Raw genomic sequence first — 25,232 nt, 5'->3', positions numbered from 1 at the left:
GGAAAAGATGGCTCCTTATCGTGTACTCATTGTAGATGATTCTGCATTTATGAGAAAAATATTTAGTGACTTAATTTTAAAGGATTCAATGTTTTCAATAATAGCGACTGCAACCAATGGGGCCGAAGCTGTTAAAGCAGTGGAAAAATGGAAGCCCGATGTTGTGACGCTTGATCTAGAAATGCCTGAAATGAATGGACTTGAGGCTTTGCAAAAGATTATGAAACAAAACCCGACACCGGTCATAATGCTGTCTGGTATTAGTGAGGATAACACGCGGGATACGATCAAAGCCTTGCAATTTGGAGCGTTTGACTTTATACGCAAGCCATCAGGCATTGCAACGAATGACATTATCCAAGTTGGCGAGCAATTGATTGAGAAGCTAAAAACAGCTGTACAGGCGAGGAAGCCTTCTTTCATTGAAGAGAAGATGGAGCTGCCAGTTAAGTCAAAGGAGCTAGAAACGAAAAAGCCCCTAAAAACCGAAGCACCAACAAAAGCAGCATCACGGCTTGCTGCACCTTCTACGGCGAAGAAGAGACCGGAAATTACGCCGCCAATAAAGCCGCCTAGCATTAGCAAAAAGCCGGAACAGCCAGCGGCAGCCAAAGCGGTGGCGCCTTCCTCTACATATAAACCAACTGCTCCGCCGATTATAGCGAGCAAAAAAACGGAAGAGCCCGCCCCACCAAAAAAAGAGCTGCCGAGGTCTACATCGTTTCAGCATATTGTCGCAATCGGCGCTTCAACGGGTGGACCGCGTGCCTTGCATACGGTCATTAGCGCTTTGCCGGGCGATTTAGGTGCACCTGTCCTAGTGGTCCAGCATATGCCTCCAAAATTCACAAAATCGCTGGCTCAGCGTCTCGACAGCTTCAGTGCGCTGCATGTCGTTGAAGCGGCTCAAGGCGACCGAGTTCATCCCGGCGTTGTCTATGTTGCTCCCGGAGGCTATCATTTAGAGCTTAGCAAAGATAGTTCCGGTTATTATATTCATTTAACAGAGCAGCCGCAGCGCAATGGGCATCGTCCATCGGTAGATGTGATGTATGAATCATTGGTTCCTTTCAAGGAGCTTAAGCGTCACGCGGTCATCCTGACCGGAATGGGCAGCGATGGTACGAAAGGTCTTAAACAGCTTGTTGAGAGCGGTGCAGTAACCTCTATAGGCGAGGCGGAGGAAACTTGTATCGTTTACGGCATGCCGCGCAGCGCCTACGAAAGCGGAGCAGTCAAGACCGTGCTCCCGCTTCAGCAAATCGCTGCACGTATAGAAAGCTGTGTACTTAAATAACGATTGAAGCAATCACAAGTCTAGCAGGAGGTGCGATACAATGGATATGAATGCCTATCTGTCGATGTTCATCGACGAATCTAACGACCATCTTCAAAGCTTGAATGAAAACTTATTGCGACTGGAAGGCGAGCCGGAAGATCTATCAATTGTTCAAAATATATTCCGTTCAGCTCATACTTTGAAAGGCATGTCGGCTACGATGGGATATGAGGATCTGGCTGCCTTGACACATGAAATGGAAAATGTGCTTGATCTTGTTCGCAATAGCAAGCTCAAGATGGACAGCTTTATATTTGATACGCTTTTCAAGGGTCTTGATGCGCTGGAGGCGATGGTGCAGGATGTCGTTAACGGTGGTACTGGTAAAGCGGATGTGACATCAATTGTGTCCGCGTTGCAGTCGATTTTTAGCGGAGAGCATAAACAAGCGGAGTCGGATCAAAAGGCCGCAGCTGCAGGCGATTCTACCAATGCGGACAAGCCTATTTTGCTGCTGGATGAGTATCAGACTTCGGTCCTTAAGCAATCCATTGATAGCGGACATCAGGCCTATCATATTCATGTAACGATTCGCGAGGACTGTTTGCTGAAGGCGGTTCGTGCCTATATGGTATTCAACCTGCTGGAAGCACACGGAGAGATTGTGAAATCGGAACCTTCTGTACAGGATTTGGAGCAGGAAAAATTCGATCGTTCCTTCACTGTGTTTACAATTACACAGACGAAGCTGGAAGATCTGCATACGCAAATTATGAATGTATCCGAAGTAGAGTCGGCAGTTGTGACTTTACTTGATGAGGAATCACTTCATCTGCTCAGCACGCCAACAGCGAACCAGCAAGCTGAGGCTGAGGTTAAGAAAGCGAAGGAAGAGGTTGCAGCGGCAATCGCTGTCGTCGAGAAAAAAGAAGAAGCCAAGGCTCCTGCCGCGGTTGCGCCTCGCAAGGAAGCGCCTGCCCAAGCTGCGCCAGCAGCGGTTAATCGGACGATTCGCGTTGATATCGACCGTCTGGATACGCTGATGAATTTGTTTAGCGAGCTGCTAATTGATCGCGTACGACTAGAACAGCTTTCAAGCGAAATTAAGCGCAATGACTTGACCGAGACTGTTGAGCATATGACGCGTGTAAGTACGGATTTGCAAAATATCGTACTCAAGCTGCGCATGGTTCCCGTCGATTCGGTATTCAACCGTTTCCCTCGCATGATTCGCGATTTGGCGAAGTCGCTTGATAAAAAAATCGATTTGGTCATTACAGGCGCGGATACAGAGCTTGACCGTACTGTTATTGATGAAATTGGCGACCCGCTCGTTCACTTGCTCCGCAACTCAGTCGATCATGGCATCGAGACGGTGGAGGAACGCATTGCTGCTGGCAAGTCGGAGGTGGGAACCATTTTCCTGCGCGCTTACCACAGCGGCAACCATGTGTTCATTGAAGTGGAAGAGGATGGACGCGGCATTAACCAAGAGCGTGTGCTGAAGACGGCGATCAAAAACGGCGTCGTTACCGAAGATGAGGCGAAAAAGCTGTCCAGCGACGAAATTAATATGCTGATTTTTGCAGCAGGTTTTAGTACGGCTGAGAAAATCTCGGATATTTCTGGACGTGGTGTAGGACTGGATGTTGTACGTTCCAAAATTACGTCGCTCGGCGGAAATGTGACCATTGACTCGGCGTTTGGCAGAGGAACGAAATTCTCGGTACAGCTTCCGCTGACTTTGTCGATTATTTCGGCCATGCTGATCAAGCTGGGCTCGGAAAAATATGCGATTCCGCTATCCTCCATTGTGGAGACCAGCATTATCCGCAGAACGCAAATTTTGAACGTTCATGGCAATTTAATGATTGAATTCCGCAATACTGTTATTCCTCTTGTATCGCTGAGCCGTGTGCTTGAGACACCTGACTTCAATGATAGCGCCGAGGAAGAAACCGAAATTGTGGTGGTGCGCAAGGGAGAAAAATGGGCGGCAGTCACCGTTGATGAGTTTATCGGCCAAAACGAGATTGTGCTCAAAACGCTTGGCAAATATTTGACCAATATCGAGGCGATTTCTGGAGCGACGATTTTAGGTGACGGCCAAGTGGCATTAATTATTGATCCTAACGCATTAATCAAATAGGAGGTTTTCACAATGGGAGAAGAATTGAAGGTCATTGTTTTCGCGCTAGCTGAAGAGGAATACGGAATTGAAGTAGATAAAGTCAGAACAATAGAGCGGATGTCGCCGATTACTCGCGTGCCTAAAACAGCTGCTTTTATTAAAGGCGTTATGAATTTGCGCGGTGTGGTTGTGCCGGTTGTCGATCTTCGTGGGCGTTTTGGCCTACCTGAGCAGGAACCGACAGATAATTCGCGAATTATAGTAGTAGCGGTAGATGATCTTGAAGTAGGATTTATTGTCGATTCCGCGAATGATGTCATAGATATCGATACGGACAACATCGATTCTCCACCAGAAATCGTAGGTGGCGTTAAAGCGAAATACTTGCATGGCATTGCCAAGCTCGGGGACAGCAGACTGCTTATTATGCTAAATCTAGTTGAGGTGCTGAATAAAAACGAGATCGAACAGCTCATGCAACTGGAGGGATAAAAGTGGCACAATTCAGCAAGTTTGAAGCTTTTGAGCTTGATGTACTAAAGGAAGTCGGCAATATTGGCGCAGGCAATGCAGCTACTGCATTGTCTCGTCTCCTTAACAAGCCAGTCGATATGGGTGTCCCGAAGGTCAGCCTGTTGCCCTTCGAAGAAATTGCCGATCGCGTTGGCGGTATGGAGCAGGTTGTCATTGCAGTGTTTTTAAGAGTGGAAGGCGAAGCGCCAGGCAATATGTTTTTCATTATTCAGGAGGATGCAGCAAAGCGGCTGCTAACTCAACTGCTGTCATTGCCTCACGATGATGAGAACGGCTATTCCGAAATGGAGCTGTCGGCTTTATGTGAAATCGGAAATATTTTGACAGGCTCTTATCTGTCTTCGTTAGCTGATTTTACTCACTTGGCGATGGCTCCATCGGTACCATCCGTTGCACTGGACATGGCGGGTGCTATTTTAAGCTATGGCTTGCTGCAATATGGCGAGATGGGCGATTCCGCGCTGTTGATTGAAACGACATTTCTAGAAGACTGCCAAGACCTGGAAGGCCATTTTTTCCTCATACCCGATCCTGAATCATTCACAAAAATTTTCCGCGCTTTGGGAGTAAACGTCGAATGATACAGCAAAATTTGATTAAGGTAGGAATGGCTGATTTAAATATCGCAACTGAGGGTTCCGTCCTCAAAACAACAGGGCTTGGTTCTTGTGTAGGGCTTACGCTTTATGATCCGTATAATAAAGTAGCCGGAATGGCGCATGTTATGCTGCCTTCCTCCGAAATTGCAAGAGAGTCGACGATTAACTTGGCGAAATATGCGGATACAGCCATTCCTGAGCTTCTAGAACGGATGAAGCATGTGGGTGCACAGCAAAATCGCATAGTTGCGAAAATGGCTGGCGGCGCACAAATGTTCGCTTTTTCAGGTCAGTCGGACTCTATGCGTATTGGTCCAAGAAATGTCGAATCTTGTCTTGAGATCGTGAACAAATTCAAGATTCCCGTTTTTGCACAGGATACAGGCGGCAATTATGGTCGCACCATTGAGTTCGATAGCGGAAGCGGTCTGCTACTCATTCGCAGCGTACAGCTTGGAATAAAGGAGATTTGAATTAATATGATCGGAAATTGGCGATGGAATGTCGGATTAGGACTAACGGGTGTTATATTAACGATTCTTTTCTCACTCGGTAAAAATGCGGTCACAGTCATACTGCTGCGCAGTGTATATGCATTCATCGCCTTTGTTGTCATTGCGTTTATACTGCGTGCGGTGCTTACGTTTATTTTGAAGCCTCCGGCACTACTGGATAACGGCGCTATAGAAGAAGATGGAATAGGATCACAGTTTGATTTGACTACGCCGGACGAAAGCGAAGATTTAAATCAGCTGTTGAAAGACGGACTGGATACTCGCCCTGCACAAGGTGAGGCAGATGGCAAGCAGCAAATGCAGCAAGAGCAAGATCCGTTTCGGCCATTAGCGCCGCCGCAGCTCGTGTCTGCACAAAACAAAGAACCGGAAGAACTGGCTAAAGTAGTACGTCACCTGACAGGAGGGTGAAAAATATGATTGCTTCTTTAAACATTCCGATGTGGCAAGCTTGGAAAGAAGAAGGGGATATTGAAGCGAAGAAGCGGCTTATTGAGCAATATTTGCCGCTTGTTGATTATGTGACCAATCGTATGGCTATTGGCCTGCCTAAAAACGTATCAAAGGATGACCTCGCCAGCAATGGCGTTATGGGATTAATTGATGCGATAGAGAAGTTTGACTATTGTCGGGGGCTGCAATTCGAGACCTATGCTTCCTGGCGCATTCGCGGCGCAATTATTGACGGTCTCCGTCAAGGCGACTGGGTACCGCGATCCGTGAGAGAGAAAGCGAAAAAAGTGGAAGAGGCTTATCAAAAGCTGGAACAACAGTATTTACGCTCGGTTTCCGATGCTGAAATTAGCAATTATCTGAACATAACGGAAAAGGAGTTTACAACGATGCTTCAAGAGATTGCGGTAACGACTGTATGTTCGCTTGAGGATCCTCTTCGAGAGGAAGAATCGGAAACAAGACTTTCTCTGCTCGTGGATGAACGGGCAAAAAATCCTGACCATAAAGTCCATGAAGTATATTTGAAAGATTCACTAGTTAATGGAATAGAGAAGCTGACGGAGAAGGAACGTATCGTCGTTTCCCTTTTTTATTATGAAGAGCTGTCTTTAAGTGAGATTGCAGAAGTGATGTCGCTCTCGCCGTCACGGATTTCCCAGCTCCATTCCAAAGCTATTTTACGTCTTAGAGGAGCTTTATCCAAGCATAAAGATCAACTAATGCAGTACTAGAGTGGAGGCGTGAAATGGAAGGTCAATTATTGGATACCATTATGAGCGTTCAAATATCAGCCGATAAAATGTCAGCATTTTTGACATTTAAACGTTTGACGGATGATTTCGAATGCTCGCTTGAACAATTAGAGCAGTTTGTGCAAAGTAGTGGAGTGAGCGAAGGAATTATACCCGGCGTCCTTCAAAACATTTGTAACAATCCGCTCGCTTTTTATAAAGAGCAAACTTTAATTGCCGAAGGTAAGCCTGCAGAAGTTGGCAAGGACGGTTTTGTTCAATTTATTTACGATATGAAAAACAAGGAACGACGTCCTGCCGAAAATGAGGATGGCACCGTAGATTTTAAGGAAATGACGCAGTTGAAAAATGTGACGCGTGGTCAGCTGATTGCTGAACTGGTAGCCCCTGCTGCTGGAGAGCCGGGTATAACGGTAACCGGAGATGAGGTAGCTTCGAAAGAAGGCAAGGCAGCGCGTTTTAAAATAGGAAAAAATGTTGTGCTGAACAATGAGCAAACTGCCATGTATGCGGCGCTGGACGGACTCATTACGATGACGGATAAGGATAAAATCAATGTATTTCCTATTTACGAGGTAAATGGCGACGTAGATTATAAAATAGGAAATATTGATTTTGTCGGTACCGTAGTCATCCGCGGAAATGTGCTTAGCGGCTTCCGTATCAAATCTGCGGGGGATATTCGCATTATTGGCGGTGTTGAAGGCGCCGATTTGGACGCTGAAGGCTCTATTGAAATATCAGGCGGCATTATGGCGGGAAACAAAGGTTTTGTCAAAGCCGGTAAAAATGTGAAATGTTCCTTTATTCAGGACGGCAATGTTATTGCTGGCGATGATGTGCTCGTATCGCAAAGTATTATGCATTCGAATGTTCGCGCTGGTAAAAACGTTATTTGCTCAGGGGCTAAGGGACTAATGGTTGGCGGGACCATTCAAGCGGGCGAACGGGTTAAGGCTCGCACAATCGGGAATACAATGTCTACAGCTACAGTAGTTGAAGTAGGTGTAAAGCCGGAGCATCGCTCGGAGCTGCTGGAATTGCGCACAAAGCTCAAACAACACAATGAGAGCATGGATAAGGCGGATAAAGCGCTTGTGATTTTGGATCAATTGGCTGCGATTGGGCAGCTGACCGATGACAAAATGGCCATGCGCATCAAGCTGAGCGCGACTAAACGGCAGTCGATGACCGAAGTCGAGCAGTTCCGTGAGCGAATTTTGGATATTGAGCGTACGCTGGAAGATAGCGACCAAGCTGGAGTTGACGTCAATAACACGATTTATGGCGGAATCAAAATTGTAATTGGCCGATATACGAAATATATTAAAGACCCGCTGCAGCGTGTTTCCTTTCAGTATTTAGATGGAGACATCTCACAGGTTAGTTACCGTTCGTAAAAACTTGAGCAAGCTGACCCAAGAGGGAGGTAATCAAGATGGCTTTCAAACCTATTGATTTGCAAATATCGGTTCCTCGCACACCGGAATCCAGCGGACTTCAAGGGCAGATGAATCATAAGCCGTTGTCGGATCAGACGAAGCTTGCCGAGCAGCAAGCTGCCCAGACCGAGCTAGTTCGCCACAAAAATACGGAAGTAGAGCATTCCGTAGGCCTGAACGTTCGTCAGGATCAAGAATCAAGCAAGCAATCAGATGAACGCAAGGGCAAACAAAAAAAACAGGATGGGCAGGATAAGCATGAAGAAAGCCATCCCCCTGTGCATCCCTATAAGGGACATCATGTAGATATTTCGCTTTAAAGGCAGGTGGGAGCAATCATGTCTAACTGGCAATACATAGTTTTGCTTGGCGCAGTAGTCGTTGTTTTTGGGTTGCTTTTACCTAGAAGGAAACAACCTGCAGCTGCTCAAGCCGTCAATAATATGGAAGTTTCGCTGGAACAGTTTATGGAGAACATGGAGCAGGACAATCGGGAGCTTACTGCACTTATCGTGCAATCGCAAGAGGAAGCACGTACTAAGGCGCAGCGCAGCGAGGCGCGTTTAGCGGACCTGGAGCGGAAATACAGCGCTTTGGAGCAGCTTTTGGAGCAGCAGAAGACCTCTGCTGTGTCAATGCCAACTGCTTGGGTACAGCCTGTTAAGGCTGCTGCCGCCGTTCCCCATGTTCCTGCGGTATTGCTCGACGAGCCTGAGGAGCTAGAAGAGCCAGCTCCGCCTGCGAAGCAAACGATCCAGCAGCGCTATCCAGATTTGTTTGAGTTTCATCAGCAAGGCAAGTCTATTGAGGCTATTGCTAAAAAATTGAACATGAACAAGGGCGAGGTTCAGCTTATCCTTCAGCTTGCGAAACAGGAGGAGGGGGCCCGTGTTTAAAAATCGCTTGTTTTTAACCGGGCTTGGCATTGGCATTATTATCGGTGCATTATTGCTCCAAATGATGATAATTGGCGAATCCAGCCAGCAAAAGCTCAGTAACCGCGACAACGCAGGTACAGAGCAAGGGGAAAAGATATATTCGCAAAGTGAAGTCGACGCCATTCTTGAAGCGCAGCGGGCAACGAGCAGCCTAAAAGAAGAAAGCGAAGCAACAGCTGCGCCTTCACCAGCTGCATCACCTAAACCAACTCCATCTGAAAGCGCTGCTCCACTAGCCTCCGCCACAGCTTCTCCAAACCAGGCGGCACCGCCAGCGGAGCATTCTTCACCAGCTGCGGACACGGGGGAGGATACCATTCGCAAAATGGTTCGCATTCAGGCAGGAACGAATTTGACCGCGGCGTCTGTGCTGCTGGCCAAGGAACAGCTTATTACCGATAAAACGGCATTTATCCGCAAAATGAAGCAAGAAAAGAAACTGGTTCGCGCCGGTTATTTTTTATTTACAGGAACCCCTTCGCTTGCAGAAGTTATTACAACCATTACGACGCAGCCAATGACGCCAGAGGAAGTAAAAGCGTTTAAACCACAATAAAATGGCGGAATGCGGTAAATTTCGGGTAGAGATTGTTGCGTATGGCATGCAATTATGGTATATTAATTGACGGTGTTAAAAACACACGCTGATTAATTTCGTTAACGGTGCTTCTGCTTAGGTGGAAGTTTTAGCGAAAGATGACGTCGGCGGAGGGCACTACAAAAAAACCATTATCAGGAGGTGTTGAAGAAATGGCGGTTATTTCCATGAAACAGCTACTTGAAGCTGGGGTACACTTCGGTCATCAGACTCGTCGTTGGAACCCGAAGATGGATCGTTATATCTTCACTGAAAGAAACGGAATTTACATTATCGATTTGCAAAAAACAGTTAAAAAAGTTGACGAGGCTTATAACTTCGTTCGCTCGATCGCTGCAGAGGGCGGCACTATGCTGTTCGTCGGCACGAAGAAGCAAGCTCAAGATTCCGTTAAGGAAGAAGCTGAGCGTTGCGGCAACTTCTACATCAACCAACGTTGGCTCGGCGGTACGCTGACTAACTTCCAAACGATTCAAAAACGTATCGATCGTTTGAAAACTTTGGAAAAATGGGAAGAGGACGGCACTTTCGAAGTTCTTCCTAAGAAAGAAGTTATTATTCTTCGCAAAGAAAAAGATCGTTTGGAAAAATTCCTCGGCGGCATTAAAGGCATGAAATCGTTGCCTAGCGCTTTGTTCATCATCGATCCTCGTAAAGAGCGTATCGCTGTTGCTGAAGCACGCAAACTTGGAATTCCTATCGTAGGTATCGTTGATACAAACTGCGATCCAGACGAAATTGACTATGTCATTCCTGGTAATGATGATGCAATTCGTGCAGTTAAATTGCTTACGTCTAAGATGGCTGATGCAATTGTTGAAGCTAACCAAGGTGAGCAAACAACTGCTTAATTCAATAAACGTAAGCTTTTAGGCGAAGGGCGGTCAGAAGGTGAAAGCCTCTCACCGCCCTTTTCTCACGAATACCTAAATAAATAAATCGAAACCTTCAGGAGGGCTCAAAATGGCAGTTAGTGCGAGCGCAGTAAAAGAACTTCGCGAAAGAACAGGGGCAGGAATGCTCGATTGTAAAAAAGCTTTGGATCATACAGACAATGATATCACGAAAGCGATTGAATTCCTTCGTGAGAAAGGCCTTGCAGCAGCAGCTAACAAAGCTGGCCGTATCGCAACAGAAGGCGTTGTTGAATCCTACATCCACGCTGGCGGTCGTATTGGCGTTCTAGTTGAAGTTAACTGTGAAACAGACTTCGTTGCTAAAACAGACCAATTCCGTGAGTTTGCAAGAGATATCGCGATGCAAATCGCTGCAGCAAACCCTAAATTCGTTCGCCGCGAAGAAGTTCCTGGCGATGAGCTTGAAAAAGAACGCGAAATCTTGCGTGCACAAGCTCTTAACGAAGGCAAGCCTGAGAAAATCGTTGATAAAATGGTTGAAGGCCGTATTTCCAAATACTATGAAGAATATTGCTTGCTTGAGCAAACGTTCATCAAAAACCCAGACCAAACGATTTCCGAGCTTCTTAACGATAAAATCAACAAAATTGGTGAAAACATTTCAATCCGTCGTTTCGTTCGTTATGAGCTGGGCGAAGGTCTTGAGAAAAAAGTTGATAACTTCGTAGAAGAAGTTATGTCGCAAGCTAAACTGTAAACCGATCGCAAAGGCGGGGCGGGGCGTCCGCCTCGCCTGCTTTCGTAAGCGGAGAAACTTTATATTTTGATAACCGGATGCAATCTAAGAGCTTTAGATTCATTCATGGAGGTAAGCAACGTTGGAAAAACCCGTGTTTAAACGTATAGTATTAAAAGTTAGCGGCGAATCGTTGGCAGGAAATAATGGCTACGGTATTGAGGCTTCGATAATTGCTTCTATTGCAGAGCAAGTAAAGGAAGTTGTAGCATTCGGTGTTGAAGTTGCCATTGTTGTAGGCGGCGGTAATATTTGGCGCGGAATCGCAGGAACTGCTAAAGGGATTGATCGCGCAACGGCGGATTACATGGGGATGCTGGCTACAGTTATGAATTCTCTTGCTCTACAGGATGCATTGGAACAAATTGAAGTGCCAACCCGCGTACAATCCTCGATTGCTATGCAGCAAATCGCTGAGCCGTACATTAGACGTCGTGCTATTCGCCACCTGGAAAAGGGACGCGTCGTTATTTTTGCTGCTGGCACAGGCAATCCGTTTTTCTCAACAGACACGACAGCTGCTTTGCGTGCTGCTGAGATTGAAGCTGAAGTCATTTTGATGGCTAAAAATAAAGTGGATGGCGTATACTCTGCTGATCCATTCAAAGATCCAACTGCAGTTAAGTTCGAAGAGCTTACTTACATGGAAGTTTTAAATAAAAATCTGGGTGTTATGGATGCGACAGCATCTTCGCTATGCATGGACAACAATATTCCGCTCGTTGTATTTGCAATTACAGAGCAGGATAACATTAAGAGAGTTGTGCTGGGCGAGAAAATTGGCACCATTGTGAGAGGAAGTGCGAAATAATGCCTCAAGCTATTAAGAAAAATGCCGAAGAGCGTATGGAGAAAGCAATCGGTGCGCTGCGCCGCGATTTGGCCAGCCTACGTGCAGGCCGCGCATCAGCATCTTTGCTTGATCGTGTACAAGTTGAATATTACGGTGCAATGACACCAGTGGCACAACTGGCTAACGTAAACACGCCGGACTCCCGTACGCTGATGATTCAGCCATGGGATAAAACATCTCTTGCAGCTATTGAAAAAGCGATTATGAAATCGGATCTTGGTTTAACGCCAGCTAATGACGGCTCAATGATTCGCATTTCGATTCCGCCGCTTACCGAAGAGCGTCGCACCGATCTTGTCAAAATGACGAAAAGATTCGGTGAAGAAGCGAAGGTTGCTGTCCGCAACATCCGTCGCGATGCGAATGATGATGTGAAAAAGCTGGAGAAAACGGATATTTCAGAAGATGAGTCCCGTCGTCATCAAGATGACATTCAAAAGCTGACAGACCGTTTTGTCGTTGAAGTAGATAAAGTATTGGTAGCTAAAGAAAAAGAAATTATGGAAGTATAATTTCGCTAAAGCCCCTCCGTTAGGTGGGGTTTGGTTTAAATATAAGGCTTTATTTTGTATAATGCCTTATATATCAACGCGAAACGCAAGCTGCCTTCTATTTGGCAGGCGGCAGTCGTTTACGCTTGTTAAATCCGGGTTGGAGGAACGAAGATGATCAGTCGACTTTGGGCTAAATTTAGCAAATCGTCCCCACGTCCGGCAGCGCCGCCACAATTAGACAATGTGCCTAAACATGTTGCCGTTATTATGGATGGAAACGGGCGTTGGGCCAAAGACCGTGGATTACCGCGAATAGCGGGTCATCATTCCGGGATGAAAGCGGTCAGACGCATTACGATGGCAGCAGACCGGCTCGGCGTTAAATATTTAACGCTTTATGCTTTTTCGACGGAAAACTGGAAAAGGCCTAAAGATGAAGTTGATTTTTTAATGAAGCTCCCTCAGCAATTTTTGGAAATTGAAATAGATGATTTAATGGAGAAAAATGTTCAAGTTCGCGTCATGGGGCACAGGGAGGACCTACCTTCCTTTACCATTAAAGCGTTGGACGAAGCAATGAGCAAGACCGCAAATAATACGGGACTCGTACTTACTTTTGCGCTAAACTATGGCAGCCGCAAGGAAATGCTTGAAGCGATCAAGGAGATCGCAGCGGATGTGCAAGAAGGACGACTCACCTGTGACCAAATAGATGATCATGTGATGAGTTCCCATTTACTGACCCGCGACCTTCCAGATCCTGATCTGCTGATTCGCACAAGCGGAGAATTGCGTTTGAGCAATTTTATGCTCTGGCAGCTTGCCTACAGCGAAATGTGGTTTACAGACGTCTATTGGCCTGAATTTTCGGAGACCCATTTGGAAGAAGCGATTGAGGAGTATGGGCGGCGCGCACGGCGATATGGCGGACTATAAGCTTCGATAACGGAGTGTGACCTATACATTGAAACAGCGAATAGTGACGGGAGTAGTAGCAGGCGCATTTTTTATTGCGCTTGCAGTAGCGGGAAGCTGGCTATATGCCGCTTTGCTCGTATTGCTCGCGATGGTAGGCTTTACTGAATATGTCAAGATGAACGGCCAAGCTTGGGCTCATCCGGCTTCATTGCTCGGATACGCGGGTGTGCTGTTTTTTGTGCTACCATGGAACCTGATTGGGGTAGAAACGCCATCCTTCATGTTTGTAACATGGGTGCTGGCATTCCTGCTGCTTGCTTTAACGGTTTTGACCAAAAACAAAACAACGATAGACCATGCGGCACTTATGCTGCTTGGTGCACTGTACGTTGGCCTGGGTTTTGGAGCGATGAATACGGTAAGACAGATGGACGATCATGGCTTGTTTTGGACATTTTTGCTTCTTGGCTGCATATGGTCCTCAGACATTGGCGCCTATTTTGCGGGGAAGGCTTTTGGCAAAAACAAGCTCTGGCCGTCCATTAGTCCAAATAAAACGATTGAGGGGGCGCTCGGAGGCGTTGTGCTGTCGCTTGTTGTGGCGGCTATCGGCGCATTTTTATTCCCCGACTTCATCGTATTTGGCAAAGCGCTTCTTATTGGGCTGCTCGCCGCTGTAGCTGGTCAGTTTGGTGATTTGATTCAATCGGCTTACAAACGAGTACGGGATATAAAAGATACAGGAAATGTACTGCCTGGTCATGGCGGCGTTTTGGATCGTTGCGACAGCTGGATTATCGTGTTTCCATTGATCGTGCTCTCCGGACTGCTTCCTTTATAATTTGTAAAACAGACAAAAAGCACATGTATAATCCGAGTGTCAGAGGAGATTGAGATGAAAAAAATAACGATTCTTGGATCAACAGGCTCCATTGGCACGCAAACGCTGGATGTTATTGCAAACGACCCGGAACGTTTTCAGGTTGTCGGCTTATCGGCGGGCAGCAATACGGACCTGCTTATTTCGCAGGCAATCCGCTTCAAGCCATCCATCGTTTGCTTGTCAACGAAGGAAGCGGCTGAAGCGGTTGCCTCTTCGCTGCCTGCGGGAACTCGGGTCATTTATGGCGAGCAGGGCTTGATTGAGCTTGCCGGAGCAACAGAGGCTGATATCGTCGTTACGGCTCTTGTGGGCAGCAGAGGACTCCCTGCGACGCTTGCAGCAATTGAAGCGGGCAAAACGATTGGCCTTGCGAACAAGGAAACGCTCGTAACAGCGGGTCATATCGTGATGGAGAGAGCTAGGAAAAAGGGTGTGCCGATCATACCGATCGACAGCGAGCATTCGGCTATTTTTCAATGCTTGAATGGAGAAGATCGCAGATCGCTAAACCAGCTTACACTGACGGCCTCAGGCGGCTCATTCCGCGATCGCACGCGCGAGCAATTGAAAGGCGTTACTGTGGCGGAAGCGCTGAATCATCCTAACTGGTCCATGGGGGCCAAAATCACAATCGATTCTGCCACAATGGCCAATAAAGGGCTGGAAGTCATTGAAGCCCACTGGCTGTTTGATGTTACATATGATCAAATTCATGTTCTTGTTCATCCAGAGAGTATTATTCACTCTTATGTGGAGTTTACTGACCATAGCGTAATTGCGCAGCTGGGGCTCCCTGATATGCGCGTGCCGATTCAATATGCGCTGACATATCCGCATCGCTATCCAACGCCTACAGGCCGGCTTGATTTGGCGGCGATTGGCAAGCTTCATTTTCGAGAGATGGACTTTGAACGTTATCCGTGCCTGCGTCTCGCCTTCGAATGCGGCAAAGCGGGACAATCAGCGCCAACGGTATATAATGCGGCAAATGAAGTAGCGGTGGCGCGGTTTCTTGCTGGCGAAATCGAATTTTTGGATATTGAGCGCACGATTGAGGAAGTGCTTTCTCGCCATCCCGTAACGGTGGTCGATACGCTCGAAGCTATCGCTGAAGTCGACAACTGGGCGCGTCAAATGGCTGCTACTGTGTAACTTGAGCTTTGCCTCGCGGTTCTCTTGTAACGGGTAGGAGAATAATGATAATCTATGTACAGGCCGTTACGAACAGGAGGCTCTATATGGAGACGATTCAAATTGTTTTATTAACCGTGCTCGTGTTTTTCGTGATTGTGACGATCCATGAATGGGGCCACTATTATTTTGCCAAACGAGCAGGAATATTGGTCAGGGAATTTGCCATCGGTTTTGGACCTAAGCTCATTTCCATTAAACGCGGTGAAACGCGATTTACGATTCGCCTTGTTCCGGCAGGTGGCTTCGTCCGCATGGCAGGCGAGGATCCGGAAATTGTAGACGTGGCCTCTGGGCAGACGATTGCGATTAAGCTTAAAGACGATAAGGTGACGAGACTGTACCTGGACCGTCTGGATGAGCGCAGCGGCGTCATTCGTGGTGAAGTGACTCAGATAGACCTCGAAAGGGATTTGTTCGTTACGCTCGATATTGAGGGCGAGAAGGAACGTTTTTCCTTGCATCCACAAGCCTTGATGATTACTAAAGGCAAAGAAACGCAAATTGCGCCGCTGGACAGACAGTTTGGCAGCAAATCGGTAGCTGCGCGTGCGCGTGCTATTTTTGCAGGTCCGTTTATGAATTTTGTGCTGGCGTTTGTATTGTGTGGCGCTTATATTCAACTCGCAGGTACACCGGAAAATTTACTTGTTGATTCGATTAGCAAGGGGATGCCAGCTGAAAAGGCCCAATTGCAAAGCGGCGACATGATTCAAGCGATTAATGGTACGCCGATTGGTACGGATTATGATAAAATGATTGAGATTATTGGCGGCTCGCCTGGCGTGCCGATCCAAATGGACATTGTGCGCGGCGGCGTAGCGCAGAAGATAGAGCTGACTCCAGCTTCGGATGACAAAGGAGTCGGTAAAGTCGGCATCACTGCTACTTACAAGACGCGCACGGCAACCATTACAGAAACGGTAACGGGTGCGGGTAAGCTGATGAAGCAGATGACCGTTATTATTTTCGAAGGTCTTAAAAAGCTCGTAACCGGTGATTTTAAACTGGATGATTTAGGCGGGCCTGTGCGTACAGCAGAGGTGACCAGCCAAATTGCCAAGCAGGGAATTGCCGAATTGACGCGGTGGACCGCCATGCTGAGCTTATATTTGGGGATTTTCAACCTGTTGCCCATTCCAGCACTGGATGGAAGCAGACTTATTTTTCTCGGGCTGGAGGCACTGCGTGGCAGACCGATTGACCCGAACCGGGAAAGCATGGTTCATTTCGTCGGCTTTGCGCTCATTATGCTGCTGATGCTGGTAGTAACCTATAACGATATTTTGCGATTGGTGCGAGGGGAGTCTTAATCTTTTATGTCTAAGGATAAAAAATTTGTTTCGGAAATTACGCCGCAAAGCGAGGATTTCTCGAAATGGTATATCGATGTCATCAAAAAAGCCGAGCTTATGGATTATTCGCCAGTGCGCGGATGTATTATTTTTCGCCCGGAAGGTTATGAGATATGGGAAAATATTCAACGTGACCTGGACCGCCGTTTTAAAGAAACCGGCCATCGCAATGCGTATTTCCCGCTCTTTATTCCAGAAAGCTTTTTCCAGAAGGAAAAGGAGCATGTTGAGGGCTTTAATCCTGAGCTTCCTTGGGTAACGGAAGCAGCAGGCGAGAAGCTTGAGGAGCGCCTTGCTATTCGTCCAACCTCGGAGACGATGTTCGGGCATATGTATGCGAAATGGATTCAATCGTACCGAGATCTGCCGCTGCTCATTAACCAATGGGCGAATGTTGTCCGCTGGGAGAAACGGACACTTCCGTTCCTGCGTACAAGCGAATTTTTATGGCAGGAAGGCCATACGGCGCATGAAAATGAAGAGGAAGCGCGTCAGGAAACGATGCAAATGCTGGGCATTTACCGTGACTTCGTTGAGGAGTTTTTGGCCATTCCAGTTGTCGTAGGCCAAAAGACGCCTTCGGAGCGTTTTGCTGGCGCTGTAGATACGTATTCAATTGAAGCGATGATGAAGGATGGCCGTGCCGTACAGGCGGGAACTTCTCATTACTTGGGAACAAAATTTGCCGTAGCGTTTGACATTAAATATTTGGATCGTGAAAATCAGCTGCAATTTGCCCACACGACCTCATGGGGTGTGAGTACCCGTCTCATTGGTGCGATGATCATGGTGCACGGTGACGATCGTGGTCTTGCTTTGCCGCCTAAAGTGGCTCCAACACAAGTGATTATGATCCCAATTGGGCCAGCAAAAACACGCGACCAAGTTGTTGGCCGGGTGGATGAGCTGTATGCCGAGCTTAAAAAAGCGGGCGTTCGCGTCAAGGTTGATGACCGTTCCGACGTAAGCCCAGGCTGGAAGTTCAATGAATATGAAATGCGCGGTATTCCGCTTCGTCTTGAGCTCGGGCCACGTGATATGGAAAATGGACAAGTTGTACTCGTATCCCGCATTAGCGGCGAAAAGAAGGTAGTCGAGCAGGCTAATCTTGTCGCTGAAGTAGAGGCGATGCTTGTACAAATCCATAATGAGATGTTTGAGAAAGCGAAGCAGTTCCGTGAGGATCATTTCTATTCGGTAGATACGCTGGATGAAATGAAGGCATCGCAAGAGGAGCAGCGCGGCTTTGTGCTTGCGGGCTGGTGTGGTTCGGACGCATGCGAGAAGCAGGTCAAGGAAGAGACGGGCGCCACAAGCCGCAACATTCCTTTCGAGCCTGCCGAGAAAAAGAGTACATGCCTCGTTTGCGGCGATGCCGCCGAGCATACGGTCGTTTTCGCTCGCGCTTACTAGAAAGAGTATTATATTTTATGGTTCTGTATTGTGTTTCAATGTGTTATGCTAATTTCAAAGCAATTTCAAGGCAGGGAAATGGAATCAACCATTTCCCTGCTTCTATGAGAAGTGCTGGTTTAGCGAGCGCTTATACAACGGTTTTTGCGGTGGGGAGAGCGAGGTTAAGGGGGCAAGCGGAGTGAAAGGTTTGAGCTGGAGAAGCGTTAGCGTTCGCTTTTGCCCTTGTAATTGTACCGCTGAGCGGTTTATTCCAACAATTCCAAGGGCAATGGCGATCGTAAGCCAAACCTTTCACGCAGCGTTGATCCCCCTTAACCGAGCCGATCCATATCTCTCGCTATACAATACCGAAAATAAGCCAGCGAGCGTTAGGAGTGGATAAATTCATGAGCCAAACCGACAATAAGAGGCAGCGCTTTGAGCTGCTGCTGCAGCAGTCGGAATTACCGCAGGAAATGATACAATCCTTTTTTCAGGATGGTTATATAGATCAGGTTGTAGTCGCCAAAAACAACCGCAAGTGGACGTTTTGCATTCGCAAAACGTCTTTGGTTCCTTATAAGACCTATAGTGGACTATGCCAGGCGGTCAAGCAAAAGTTTGCCCATATTGCCGATACCTCTTTCCAATTTATATACGATGAACAGCTTTCTTCAGAGGAGCTTGCGAGCGAATATTGGCCGCTTTTCAAAGAGTGGGCGCAGCAGGAAATTGCTTCGGTTAACGGTTGGCTGCTCAAAGCAACGATTACGACGGAAGGCGATGTTATTACGCTGCTGATGCTCGATGAAATGGGGCTTGAGCTGGCACGCAAAAAGCGAATGGACGAAGAAATCACTCGATTTTACGAGCAGCAATTTAGCCGCAGCTATAAAGTAAAGCTTGCCGTTGGCGAAGCAAAAGCAGAGGTTTACGAAGAGTTTGAGCAGCGGCGGGTAGCCGAAGAACGCGAGGTCATTCAGCAAATTATGGCCAGCGCGGCAGCTGAGGAATTGGGTGATGACGGCGAGCCGCCAGCAAAGCTAGCGGTTGGATATGACATTCGCGAAGAACCAGTTCCGTTGATGAACATTCGCGAGGAAGAGAAGAAAATAACGGTGCAAGGCGCCGTTTTCGGACTAGATAAGAAGGAGCTGCGCAACGGAAGCACGCTCTTTACCTTCAACCTGACCGATTTCTCTGATTCCTTGTCTCTAAAAATGTTCGCCAAAACAAAAGATGATGTCAAGGTGCTGGATCTATTGTCCAACGGCAAATGGGTGAAGGCGCGAGGCAGAGTCGAATACGACCGCTTTATGCAGGAGCCTGAGCTTGTCATGATGCCGAATGATTTGCATGAGGTTCATGCGCCAGCGGAGCGCAAAGACAATGCGGAGGAGAAGCGGGTAGAGTTCCATCTGCATACGACGATGAGCGCGATGGATGCGGTGGCTCCCATTGACGCTTATGTAAAGATGGCAGCCAAATGGGGACATAAAGCAATGGCGGTCACTGATCACAGCAATGTGCAATGTTACCCGGAAGCAGCGAAAGCAGCGAAAAAGAATGGCATTCAGCTATTATTCGGCCTAGAGGCTAACGTGGTTAATGATGCGGTCCCGATGGTGCTTAATTCGCGGGAGCAGCCGCTTGCTGGCTCTGAATATATCGTTTTCGATATTGAGACGACGGGACTTTCGGTTATTAACAACAAAATTATCGAGCTTGCTGGCGTGAAAATGAAAGATGGCAAAGAAATAGCGACATTCGCTACCTTCATTAATCCGCATGAGAAAATTCCTTATCATATTCAGCAATTGACGAATATTAACGATGAAATGGTGCAGGATGCGCCGGAGCTTGCACCGAAGCTGCGCGAATTTATTGAATTTATTGGCGATACTGTACTCGTTGCCCATAACGCCCGCTTTGATATTGGGTTTTTGCAAGCTAACTGCAAATCGCTTGGACTGCCCGAGATTAAAAACCCGGTCCTCGATACGTTGGAGCTGGCGAGATTTTTGCATCCAAGCTTGAAAAACCATCGTCTCAATACGCTGTCGGCTAAATACAAAATCAGTCTGGAAAACCATCACCGGGCGATTGATGACTCCATTGCCTTGGGCGGCGTATTATTCGGCTTGATTGGCGATGCGGCAGAACGAAATGTGACAGGCCTTCATCAATTAAATGATTATGTTGGTATCGATTTATCGAACAGCCGCCCGTTTCACTGCTGTATTTATGCACTGAACGCGGTCGGCAAGAAAAATTTATATAAGCTCGTGTCGCTTTCCCATACCAAGCATTTTAAACGGGTAGCAAGCATCCCAAGGACGAAGCTGGTGGAACTGAGAGAAGGACTGCTCGTCATATCCGGCTGTGAAAAAGGCGAGTTTTACGAAACGGTGCTGAATAAATCCTATGAGGAAGCAGTAGAAGTCGCGCGGTTTTATGATGTGCTGGAAATTCAGCCGATTGATTTTTACATGCATTTAGTAGACAAAGGTCTAGTTGGCAGCCGTGCAGAAATTGAGCAAGCGCACCGTCGTGTGTGCCAAATTGCCGATGAGCTGGGCAAGCCGGTTATTGCAACAGGCAATGTCCATTATTTGAACCCGAGGGATAAGCTGTTTCGTGACATTGCCATTCATGGCATAACGGGCTTTAGCCCGCTCAAGGATATGCGCAAGCCAGATGCCCATTTCCGTACAACCGATGAAATGCTTAAGGAATTTGCATTCCTTGGAGACGCGCGGGCGTATGAGGTTGTTGTGACCAATACGGTGCAGCTCGCAGAACGCTTTGAACCGTTTGACCTGTTCCCACCAGAGCTGTTTACGCCGATTATGGAGGGAGCGGAGGAGGAAATTCGTACCACCTGCTACAATACAGCCAAAGGATTTTATGGCGAGGATTTGCCGCAAGTCGTCATAGACCGTCTGGAGAAAGAGCTCGTGCCGATTATCAAATTCGGATTTGCCGCGAACTATTTAATTTCCGAGCGGTTGGTGAAAAAATCGAATGAGGACGGTTATTTGGTCGGTTCCAGGGGCTCGGTTGGTTCCTCCGTCGTAGCTACATTTCTCGGCATATCCGAGGTTAACCCGCTGCCAGCGCATTATATGTGCAAAAATCCAGCGTGCAAGCATAGCGAGTGGTTTCTCGATGGCAGCATACCAAGCGGTTTTGACCTACCCGACAAAATATGTCCAAAATGCGGAGAGCCGCTAAAGGGCGAAGGTCAGGACATTCCGTTCGAAACGTTCCTTGGCTTCAAAGGCGATAAAGTTCCCGATATCGATCTTAACTTTTCTGGCGAATACCAGCCGATTGCCCATAATTACACGAAGATCATGTTTGGGGAAAAAGCGGTATTCCGGGCCGGGACGATTGGTACGGTAGCGGAGAAAACGGGCTTTGGCTTTGCCAAGAAATATGAAGAAGCGAACGGTAAAAAATGGCGCGGCGCCGAGCTGTCCAGACTGGCTGCCGGCGTAACGGGCGTCAAGCGCAGCACGGGCCAGCATCCGGGCGGGATCGTCGTTGTTCCGGATTATATTGAGGTAGAGGATGTCACACCTGTTCAATATCCGGCCGATGACGTAAATGCGGAATGGAAAACGACCCATTTTGACTATCATGCCTTTGAGACCAATTTGCTCAAGCTCGATATACTCGGACACGATGATCCGACAATGATGCGCATGCTTCAGGATTTGACTGAGGTTGATCCAACAACGATTCCAATGAACGATTCTAAAGTGATGAGCATGTTCAACTCGACCAAAGCGCTTGATGTTTCTCCAGAGAAAATTCGCACGCCTGTCGCGACCTACGGTGTTCCAGAGATGGGGACGAAGTTCGTTCGGCAAATGCTGCAGGAGACGCAGCCGTCTTCTTTTGCCGATTTGCTGCAGATTTCCGGCTTGTCGCACGGAACCGGCGTTTGGCTAGGCAATGCGCAGGAGCTCATTAAGAAGGGAACCTGCAATATCAAAACCGTTATCGGCTGTCGGGATGATATTATGCTTTATTTAATTTACAAGGCGGGCATGGATGCGGGTCTAGCCTTTAAAATTACCGAGAGCGTGCGTAAGGGCAAGGGGCTTTCCGACGAATGGATCGAAGAGATGAAACGCTGCAAGGTGCCGCAGTGGTACATTGACTCTTGCCTACGCATTGAGTATATGTTTCCAAAGGCGCATGCCGCAGCCTATGTTATTTCGGCGGTGCGCACAGCCTACTTCAAGCTGTATTATCCGATTGCTTATTATGCGACCTACTTTACCGTTCGCGCCGAGGATTTCGACCTTGAAATTTTGTGCCAAGGTTATGATGCAATCAAACGCAAGCTGATTGAAATTGAAGAAAAAGGCTTTGCGGCGCTGCCTAAGGAGAAAGCGAGCATCTCGCTGCTCGAGATGGCCCTTGAGATGACAGCGCGCGGGTTTTCTTTTAAACCGATTGATTTGTACCGTTCGGATGCGACAAAATTCCAAGTCGATGGCGATTCACTCGTGCCTCCGTTTGCGGCGATTCCGGGCATTGGAGAAAATGCCGCACGCAATATAGCGGCTTCCCGCAACGATGGCGAGTACTTGTCGATTGAGGATTTCCAGCAAAGGTCGAAGGCAAGTAAAACGATTGTTGAGGTGCTAAACGGGATGGGCTGCTTCCGCGGATTGCCGGAATCAAACCAGCTGTCGCTGTTCTAAAACGTGGTATATCGGCATTTGTACAGCATTTCAACTTGAAAAGTTTTCTTGTCACTACTTATGCGGTTATGTTATAATTTTCGTGGCAATGATGTTGATAAGCGTTTGATGCAGAAGAGTGGGGAAACCCACTCTTTACGTTTTGTTTTCGGGTCTTTAAGGGTCTGAAAGGCCAAATCAATCGTTTGGACCGAACGGGAGGTAGCAGCAATTTGAGCATTTCCAAAATCAAAACCGACGTGGAAGAAATGGTTACACCGTTTCTAAGCGAAAATGGATTTGAACTTGTTGATATTGAGTACGTCAAGGAAGGAAGCAACTTCTTCCTCCGGGTTTCAGTAGACAAGGAAGGCGGCATTGATATTGACGAATGCGGCCGTATTAGCGAATTTTTAAGTGAACAGCTGGACAAGAACGATCCGGTAACGGATGCTTATTTTCTTGAAGTGTCGTCGCCTGGCGCCGAAAGGCCGCTTAAGAAAGCCGAAGATGTGCGCAAAGCCGTCGGCAAGCACGTATATATCACAACCTATGAGCCGATTAACGCATCCAAGGAATTTGAAGGTGACCTTATTTCGTTCGATGGAGAAGAGCTTGTGGTCAAAGTCGGCAAGAAAGAGCATGCCATTCCTTATGCTAAAGTGGCGGGAGCACGCCTCGCTATCGTTTTTTAAACAACGTTTGTTATTATTGAAGGGGGGACTAGAGTTCCAATGAGCATGGATTTTATTGAAGCATTATCGGAAATAGAGAGGGATAAAGGGATAGCCAAAGAAGTGCTGATTGATGCGATCGAAGCAGCGCTGATTTCAAGCTACAAGCGGAACTTTAACGCTGCGCAAAATGTGCGTGTCGATATTAACCGCTACACGGGTGTTATTAAAGTATATGCCCGCAAGACGGTGACGGACGAAGTGCTTGATCCCCGTTTGGAAATTACAGTAGAAGCGGCGCGTGAAGTGAATCCGCATTACCAGCTGGATGATGTGGCGGACATTGAAGTGACGCCTCGTGATTTTGGACGTATTGCAGCACAAACTGCGAAGCAGGTCGTGACGCAGCGCATTCGTGAGGCAGAGCGTGGCCTGATCTACAATGCTTTTATCGACAAAGAAGAGGATATTGTGAATGGTATCGTGCAGCGCCAGGACGTTCGCAACCTGTTTATCGATTTGGGCAAAGTAGAAGCGGTTATGCCGCTTACAGAGCTGATGCCGACTGATAAATTCAAGCACGGAGACCGCGTGAAATCGTATATTACGAAAGTGGAGAATACGACAAAGGGTCCGCAAATTATTTTGTCCCGTACGCATCCAGGTCTGCTTAAACGTTTATTTGAGCTAGAAGTTCCGGAAATTTACGATGGAGTCGTTGAGATTCGCTCGGTTGCGCGCGAAGCTGGCTTCCGTTCGAAAATTGCCGTTTTCTCGCGCAATGATGAGGTTGACGCTGTAGGCTCATGCGTAGGTCCGAAGGGCATGCGTGTACAAACGATTGTTGGCGAGCTGAAAGGCGAGAAGATCGATATCGTTTGCTGGTCTGAAAATGTCGAGGAATACGTTGCGAACGCGCTTAGCCCATCTAAAGTGCTCGAAGTTATCGTATTTGAGCAGGAAAAAATGGCTCGTGTCATCGTGCCGGATTACCAGCTTTCCCTTGCAATCGGGATTAAAGGGCAAAACGCTCGTCTAGCGGCGAAGCTGACTGGCTGGAAAATCGACATTAAGAGTGAATCGCAAGCTGAGCAGGAGTACGGTCGTCCGAAAACGATGACGGCAGTTATGCCGCAAGATTCGGTTTCCATTGATCTGGCTTAACTAATATATCGGCTGCGTTCATCAACGGGTAAAGGGGGGATGTGCGATGAGACCGAGAAAAGTGCCGCTACGCAAATGCGTAGCCTGTCAGGAAATGAAACCGAAGAAAGAGCTTATTCGGGTCGTTAGAACGCCTGATGAGGAGATTCTAATTGATCTTACTGGCAAAAAAGCCGGTCGGGGCGCTTATTTGTGTGGGAAAGTCAGCTGCTTTAAGCTGGCCAAAAAGACAAAAGCACTGGATCGAGCTTTGAAGCAACCTGTTGGCGTAGCCATTTACGACCAGCTTGAACAGGATTTCATTGCGGTAGAGGAAGAGTTTCTGGCAGAAAAGGAGCGGGTAAGCGATGAAGATGAATAAAGGCTTGTCCTCGCTCGGCATGGCCATGCGGGCTGGAAAATTGGTTACTGGCGATGAAATTGTGCTCAAGGCGGTACGTAAGGGAGAGGTGCATCTCGTCATTATTGCGGGTGACGCATCTCCAAATACGAAAAAAAAGTTTCAAGATAAATGCAGCACCTATGGGGTAGAGCTCGCCGAAGCGTTCGACCGCGATCAACTTGGAAAAGCTATAGGAAAGCTGGACCGAGTCGTACTGGCGGTAACTGACGCAAAGTTCGGAAAAATGATTGCGGGTCATCTGAATCAAAATTCGGAGGTGGATCATATTGAACAAACCACAGGACAGCAAGGACAATAAAGATAAGCTG

At 47.5% G+C, this 25,232-nt stretch carries 25 protein-coding genes; all 25 read left to right on the top strand.

Annotated elements, in window-relative coordinates; genetic code table 11:
• Positions 1 to 7: 7 nt before the first annotated feature.
• The 25 genes from ACSR9A_RS21080 to ACSR9A_RS20960 all read left to right on the top strand — a co-directional run bounded on the left by ACSR9A_RS21080 (position 8) and on the right by ACSR9A_RS20960 (position 25,222).
• Positions 8 to 1,297 carry a protein-glutamate methylesterase/protein-glutamine glutaminase gene (locus ACSR9A_RS21080; RefSeq protein ID WP_473759325.1) on the top strand — a complete coding sequence of 430 codons (1,290 nt, stop codon included), beginning with the start codon at positions 8 to 10 and terminating at the stop codon, positions 1,295 to 1,297.
• A gap of 40 nt (positions 1,298 to 1,337) precedes the next feature.
• Positions 1,338 to 3,428 (top strand): chemotaxis protein CheW, encoded by a 2,091-nt coding sequence (locus tag ACSR9A_RS21075; RefSeq protein ID WP_473759324.1) that lies wholly within the window; start codon positions 1,338 to 1,340, stop codon positions 3,426 to 3,428.
• Positions 3,429 to 3,440: 12 nt separating this feature from the next.
• Positions 3,441 to 3,902 carry a chemotaxis protein CheW gene (locus ACSR9A_RS21070; protein ID WP_338555967.1) on the top strand — a complete coding sequence of 154 codons (462 nt, stop codon included), beginning with the start codon at positions 3,441 to 3,443 and terminating at the stop codon, positions 3,900 to 3,902.
• Positions 3,903 to 3,904: 2 nt separating this feature from the next.
• The gene (locus ACSR9A_RS21065) at positions 3,905 to 4,525 is read left to right on the top strand and encodes a chemotaxis protein CheC (protein ID WP_046230734.1); all 621 of its coding nucleotides are present in this window, start codon (positions 3,905 to 3,907) and stop codon (positions 4,523 to 4,525) included.
• Positions 4,522 to 5,016 carry a chemotaxis protein CheD gene (locus tag ACSR9A_RS21060; protein WP_341282495.1) on the top strand — a complete coding sequence of 165 codons (495 nt, stop codon included), beginning with the start codon at positions 4,522 to 4,524 and terminating at the stop codon, positions 5,014 to 5,016. Before ACSR9A_RS21065 ends, ACSR9A_RS21060 begins: the two co-directional genes overlap by 4 nt.
• 6 nt (positions 5,017 to 5,022) lie before the next feature.
• Positions 5,023 to 5,469, top strand: coding sequence for a hypothetical protein (locus ACSR9A_RS21055; protein ID WP_473759323.1), 447 nt, complete (start codon positions 5,023 to 5,025; stop codon positions 5,467 to 5,469).
• A gap of 5 nt (positions 5,470 to 5,474) precedes the next feature.
• Positions 5,475 to 6,245 carry a FliA/WhiG family RNA polymerase sigma factor gene (locus ACSR9A_RS21050; RefSeq protein WP_341282497.1) on the top strand — a complete coding sequence of 257 codons (771 nt, stop codon included), beginning with the start codon at positions 5,475 to 5,477 and terminating at the stop codon, positions 6,243 to 6,245.
• A 14-nt stretch (positions 6,246 to 6,259) separates the two neighbouring features.
• Complete coding sequence (locus ACSR9A_RS21045; RefSeq protein WP_473759322.1) at positions 6,260 to 7,666, top strand: flagellar assembly protein A; 1,407 nt, start codon at positions 6,260 to 6,262, stop codon at positions 7,664 to 7,666.
• 38 nt (positions 7,667 to 7,704) lie between these two features.
• On the top strand, positions 7,705 to 8,028 hold the full coding sequence (locus tag ACSR9A_RS21040) for a hypothetical protein (protein WP_473759320.1): 324 nt from the start codon (positions 7,705 to 7,707) through the stop codon (positions 8,026 to 8,028).
• Between the two features lie 18 nt (positions 8,029 to 8,046).
• Complete coding sequence (locus ACSR9A_RS21035; RefSeq protein WP_473759319.1) at positions 8,047 to 8,604, top strand: hypothetical protein; 558 nt, start codon at positions 8,047 to 8,049, stop codon at positions 8,602 to 8,604.
• Positions 8,597 to 9,202 (top strand): hypothetical protein, encoded by a 606-nt coding sequence (locus ACSR9A_RS21030; protein WP_473759318.1) that lies wholly within the window; start codon positions 8,597 to 8,599, stop codon positions 9,200 to 9,202. Before ACSR9A_RS21035 ends, ACSR9A_RS21030 begins: the two co-directional genes overlap by 8 nt.
• A 194-nt stretch (positions 9,203 to 9,396) precedes the next feature.
• On the top strand, positions 9,397 to 10,095 hold the full coding sequence (gene rpsB / locus ACSR9A_RS21025) for a 30S ribosomal protein S2 (protein WP_046230742.1): 699 nt from the start codon (positions 9,397 to 9,399) through the stop codon (positions 10,093 to 10,095).
• 112 nt (positions 10,096 to 10,207) lie between these two features.
• Complete coding sequence (tsf, locus tag ACSR9A_RS21020) at positions 10,208 to 10,858, top strand: translation elongation factor Ts (protein WP_056038172.1); 651 nt, start codon at positions 10,208 to 10,210, stop codon at positions 10,856 to 10,858.
• 121 nt (positions 10,859 to 10,979) lie between these two features.
• Positions 10,980 to 11,708: a UMP kinase gene (pyrH, locus tag ACSR9A_RS21015; protein ID WP_341282502.1), complete on the top strand. Its 729-nt coding sequence runs from the start codon at positions 10,980 to 10,982 to the stop codon at positions 11,706 to 11,708.
• On the top strand, positions 11,708 to 12,262 hold the full coding sequence (frr, locus tag ACSR9A_RS21010; protein WP_473759317.1) for a ribosome recycling factor: 555 nt from the start codon (positions 11,708 to 11,710) through the stop codon (positions 12,260 to 12,262). The genes pyrH and frr overlap by 1 nt, the downstream gene beginning before the upstream one ends.
• Positions 12,263 to 12,415: 153 nt before the next feature.
• Complete coding sequence (uppS, locus tag ACSR9A_RS21005) at positions 12,416 to 13,180, top strand: undecaprenyl pyrophosphate synthase (RefSeq protein WP_341282503.1); 765 nt, start codon at positions 12,416 to 12,418, stop codon at positions 13,178 to 13,180.
• Positions 13,181 to 13,208: 28 nt separating this feature from the next.
• Positions 13,209 to 14,003 (top strand): phosphatidate cytidylyltransferase, encoded by a 795-nt coding sequence (locus ACSR9A_RS21000; protein ID WP_341282504.1) that lies wholly within the window; start codon positions 13,209 to 13,211, stop codon positions 14,001 to 14,003.
• Between the two features lie 54 nt (positions 14,004 to 14,057).
• A complete protein-coding gene (locus ACSR9A_RS20995) occupies positions 14,058 to 15,197 on the top strand; it encodes a 1-deoxy-D-xylulose-5-phosphate reductoisomerase (protein ID WP_473759316.1) in 1,140 nt (379 codons plus the stop codon).
• A gap of 86 nt (positions 15,198 to 15,283) precedes the next feature.
• Positions 15,284 to 16,549 carry an RIP metalloprotease RseP gene (gene rseP / locus ACSR9A_RS20990; protein ID WP_473759314.1) on the top strand — a complete coding sequence of 422 codons (1,266 nt, stop codon included), beginning with the start codon at positions 15,284 to 15,286 and terminating at the stop codon, positions 16,547 to 16,549.
• A gap of 6 nt (positions 16,550 to 16,555) precedes the next feature.
• Complete coding sequence (proS, locus tag ACSR9A_RS20985) at positions 16,556 to 18,004, top strand: proline--tRNA ligase (protein ID WP_473759313.1); 1,449 nt, start codon at positions 16,556 to 16,558, stop codon at positions 18,002 to 18,004.
• A 389-nt stretch (positions 18,005 to 18,393) separates the two neighbouring features.
• Entirely contained in the window at positions 18,394 to 22,704 is a 4,311-nt protein-coding gene (locus ACSR9A_RS20980) for a PolC-type DNA polymerase III (RefSeq protein WP_473759312.1), read from the top strand.
• Between the two features lie 212 nt (positions 22,705 to 22,916).
• Positions 22,917 to 23,378: a ribosome maturation factor RimP gene (rimP, locus tag ACSR9A_RS20975; RefSeq protein ID WP_341282509.1), complete on the top strand. Its 462-nt coding sequence runs from the start codon at positions 22,917 to 22,919 to the stop codon at positions 23,376 to 23,378.
• A gap of 39 nt (positions 23,379 to 23,417) precedes the next feature.
• Entirely contained in the window at positions 23,418 to 24,521 is a 1,104-nt protein-coding gene (nusA, locus tag ACSR9A_RS20970) for a transcription termination factor NusA (protein ID WP_056038147.1), read from the top strand.
• Between the two features lie 46 nt (positions 24,522 to 24,567).
• The gene (gene rnpM / locus ACSR9A_RS20965; RefSeq protein WP_046230754.1) at positions 24,568 to 24,882 is read left to right on the top strand and encodes an RNase P modulator RnpM; all 315 of its coding nucleotides are present in this window, start codon (positions 24,568 to 24,570) and stop codon (positions 24,880 to 24,882) included.
• Positions 24,875 to 25,222, top strand: coding sequence for a L7Ae/L30e/S12e/Gadd45 family ribosomal protein (locus ACSR9A_RS20960; RefSeq protein WP_056039066.1), 348 nt, complete (start codon positions 24,875 to 24,877; stop codon positions 25,220 to 25,222). The genes rnpM and ACSR9A_RS20960 overlap by 8 nt, the downstream gene beginning before the upstream one ends.
• Positions 25,223 to 25,232 lie beyond the last annotated feature (10 nt).

Source organism: Paenibacillus sp. R-74696, assembly GCF_055814915.1.
The sequence above is the reverse complement of the archived record's forward strand: the minus strand, read 5'-3'. Positions and strand labels throughout refer to the sequence as shown.

Bases quoted from the DNA above. Each gene is read 5' to 3' on its own strand.
- ACSR9A_RS21080 (WP_473759325.1), top strand. From the start codon at position 8: ATGGCTCCTTATCGTGTACTCATTGTAGATGATTCTGCATTTATGAGA.
- ACSR9A_RS21075 (WP_473759324.1), top strand. From the start codon at position 1,338: ATGGATATGAATGCCTATCTGTCGATGTTCATCGACGAATCTAACGAC.
- ACSR9A_RS21070 (WP_338555967.1), top strand. From the start codon at position 3,441: ATGGGAGAAGAATTGAAGGTCATTGTTTTCGCGCTAGCTGAAGAGGAA.
- ACSR9A_RS21060 (WP_341282495.1), top strand. From the start codon at position 4,522: ATGATACAGCAAAATTTGATTAAGGTAGGAATGGCTGATTTAAATATC.
- ACSR9A_RS21055 (WP_473759323.1), top strand. From the start codon at position 5,023: ATGATCGGAAATTGGCGATGGAATGTCGGATTAGGACTAACGGGTGTT.
- ACSR9A_RS21050 (WP_341282497.1), top strand. From the start codon at position 5,475: ATGATTGCTTCTTTAAACATTCCGATGTGGCAAGCTTGGAAAGAAGAA.
- ACSR9A_RS21045 (WP_473759322.1), top strand. From the start codon at position 6,260: ATGGAAGGTCAATTATTGGATACCATTATGAGCGTTCAAATATCAGCC.
- ACSR9A_RS21040 (WP_473759320.1), top strand. From the start codon at position 7,705: ATGGCTTTCAAACCTATTGATTTGCAAATATCGGTTCCTCGCACACCG.
- ACSR9A_RS21035 (WP_473759319.1), top strand. From the start codon at position 8,047: ATGTCTAACTGGCAATACATAGTTTTGCTTGGCGCAGTAGTCGTTGTT.
- rpsB (WP_046230742.1), top strand. From the start codon at position 9,397: ATGGCGGTTATTTCCATGAAACAGCTACTTGAAGCTGGGGTACACTTC.
- tsf (WP_056038172.1), top strand. From the start codon at position 10,208: ATGGCAGTTAGTGCGAGCGCAGTAAAAGAACTTCGCGAAAGAACAGGG.
- frr (WP_473759317.1), top strand. From the start codon at position 11,708: ATGCCTCAAGCTATTAAGAAAAATGCCGAAGAGCGTATGGAGAAAGCA.
- uppS (WP_341282503.1), top strand. From the start codon at position 12,416: ATGATCAGTCGACTTTGGGCTAAATTTAGCAAATCGTCCCCACGTCCG.
- ACSR9A_RS20995 (WP_473759316.1), top strand. From the start codon at position 14,058: ATGAAAAAAATAACGATTCTTGGATCAACAGGCTCCATTGGCACGCAA.
- rseP (WP_473759314.1), top strand. From the start codon at position 15,284: ATGGAGACGATTCAAATTGTTTTATTAACCGTGCTCGTGTTTTTCGTG.
- proS (WP_473759313.1), top strand. From the start codon at position 16,556: ATGTCTAAGGATAAAAAATTTGTTTCGGAAATTACGCCGCAAAGCGAG.
- ACSR9A_RS20980 (WP_473759312.1), top strand. From the start codon at position 18,394: ATGAGCCAAACCGACAATAAGAGGCAGCGCTTTGAGCTGCTGCTGCAG.
- nusA (WP_056038147.1), top strand. From the start codon at position 23,418: ATGAGCATGGATTTTATTGAAGCATTATCGGAAATAGAGAGGGATAAA.
- rnpM (WP_046230754.1), top strand. From the start codon at position 24,568: ATGAGACCGAGAAAAGTGCCGCTACGCAAATGCGTAGCCTGTCAGGAA.
- ACSR9A_RS20960 (WP_056039066.1), top strand. From the start codon at position 24,875: ATGAATAAAGGCTTGTCCTCGCTCGGCATGGCCATGCGGGCTGGAAAA.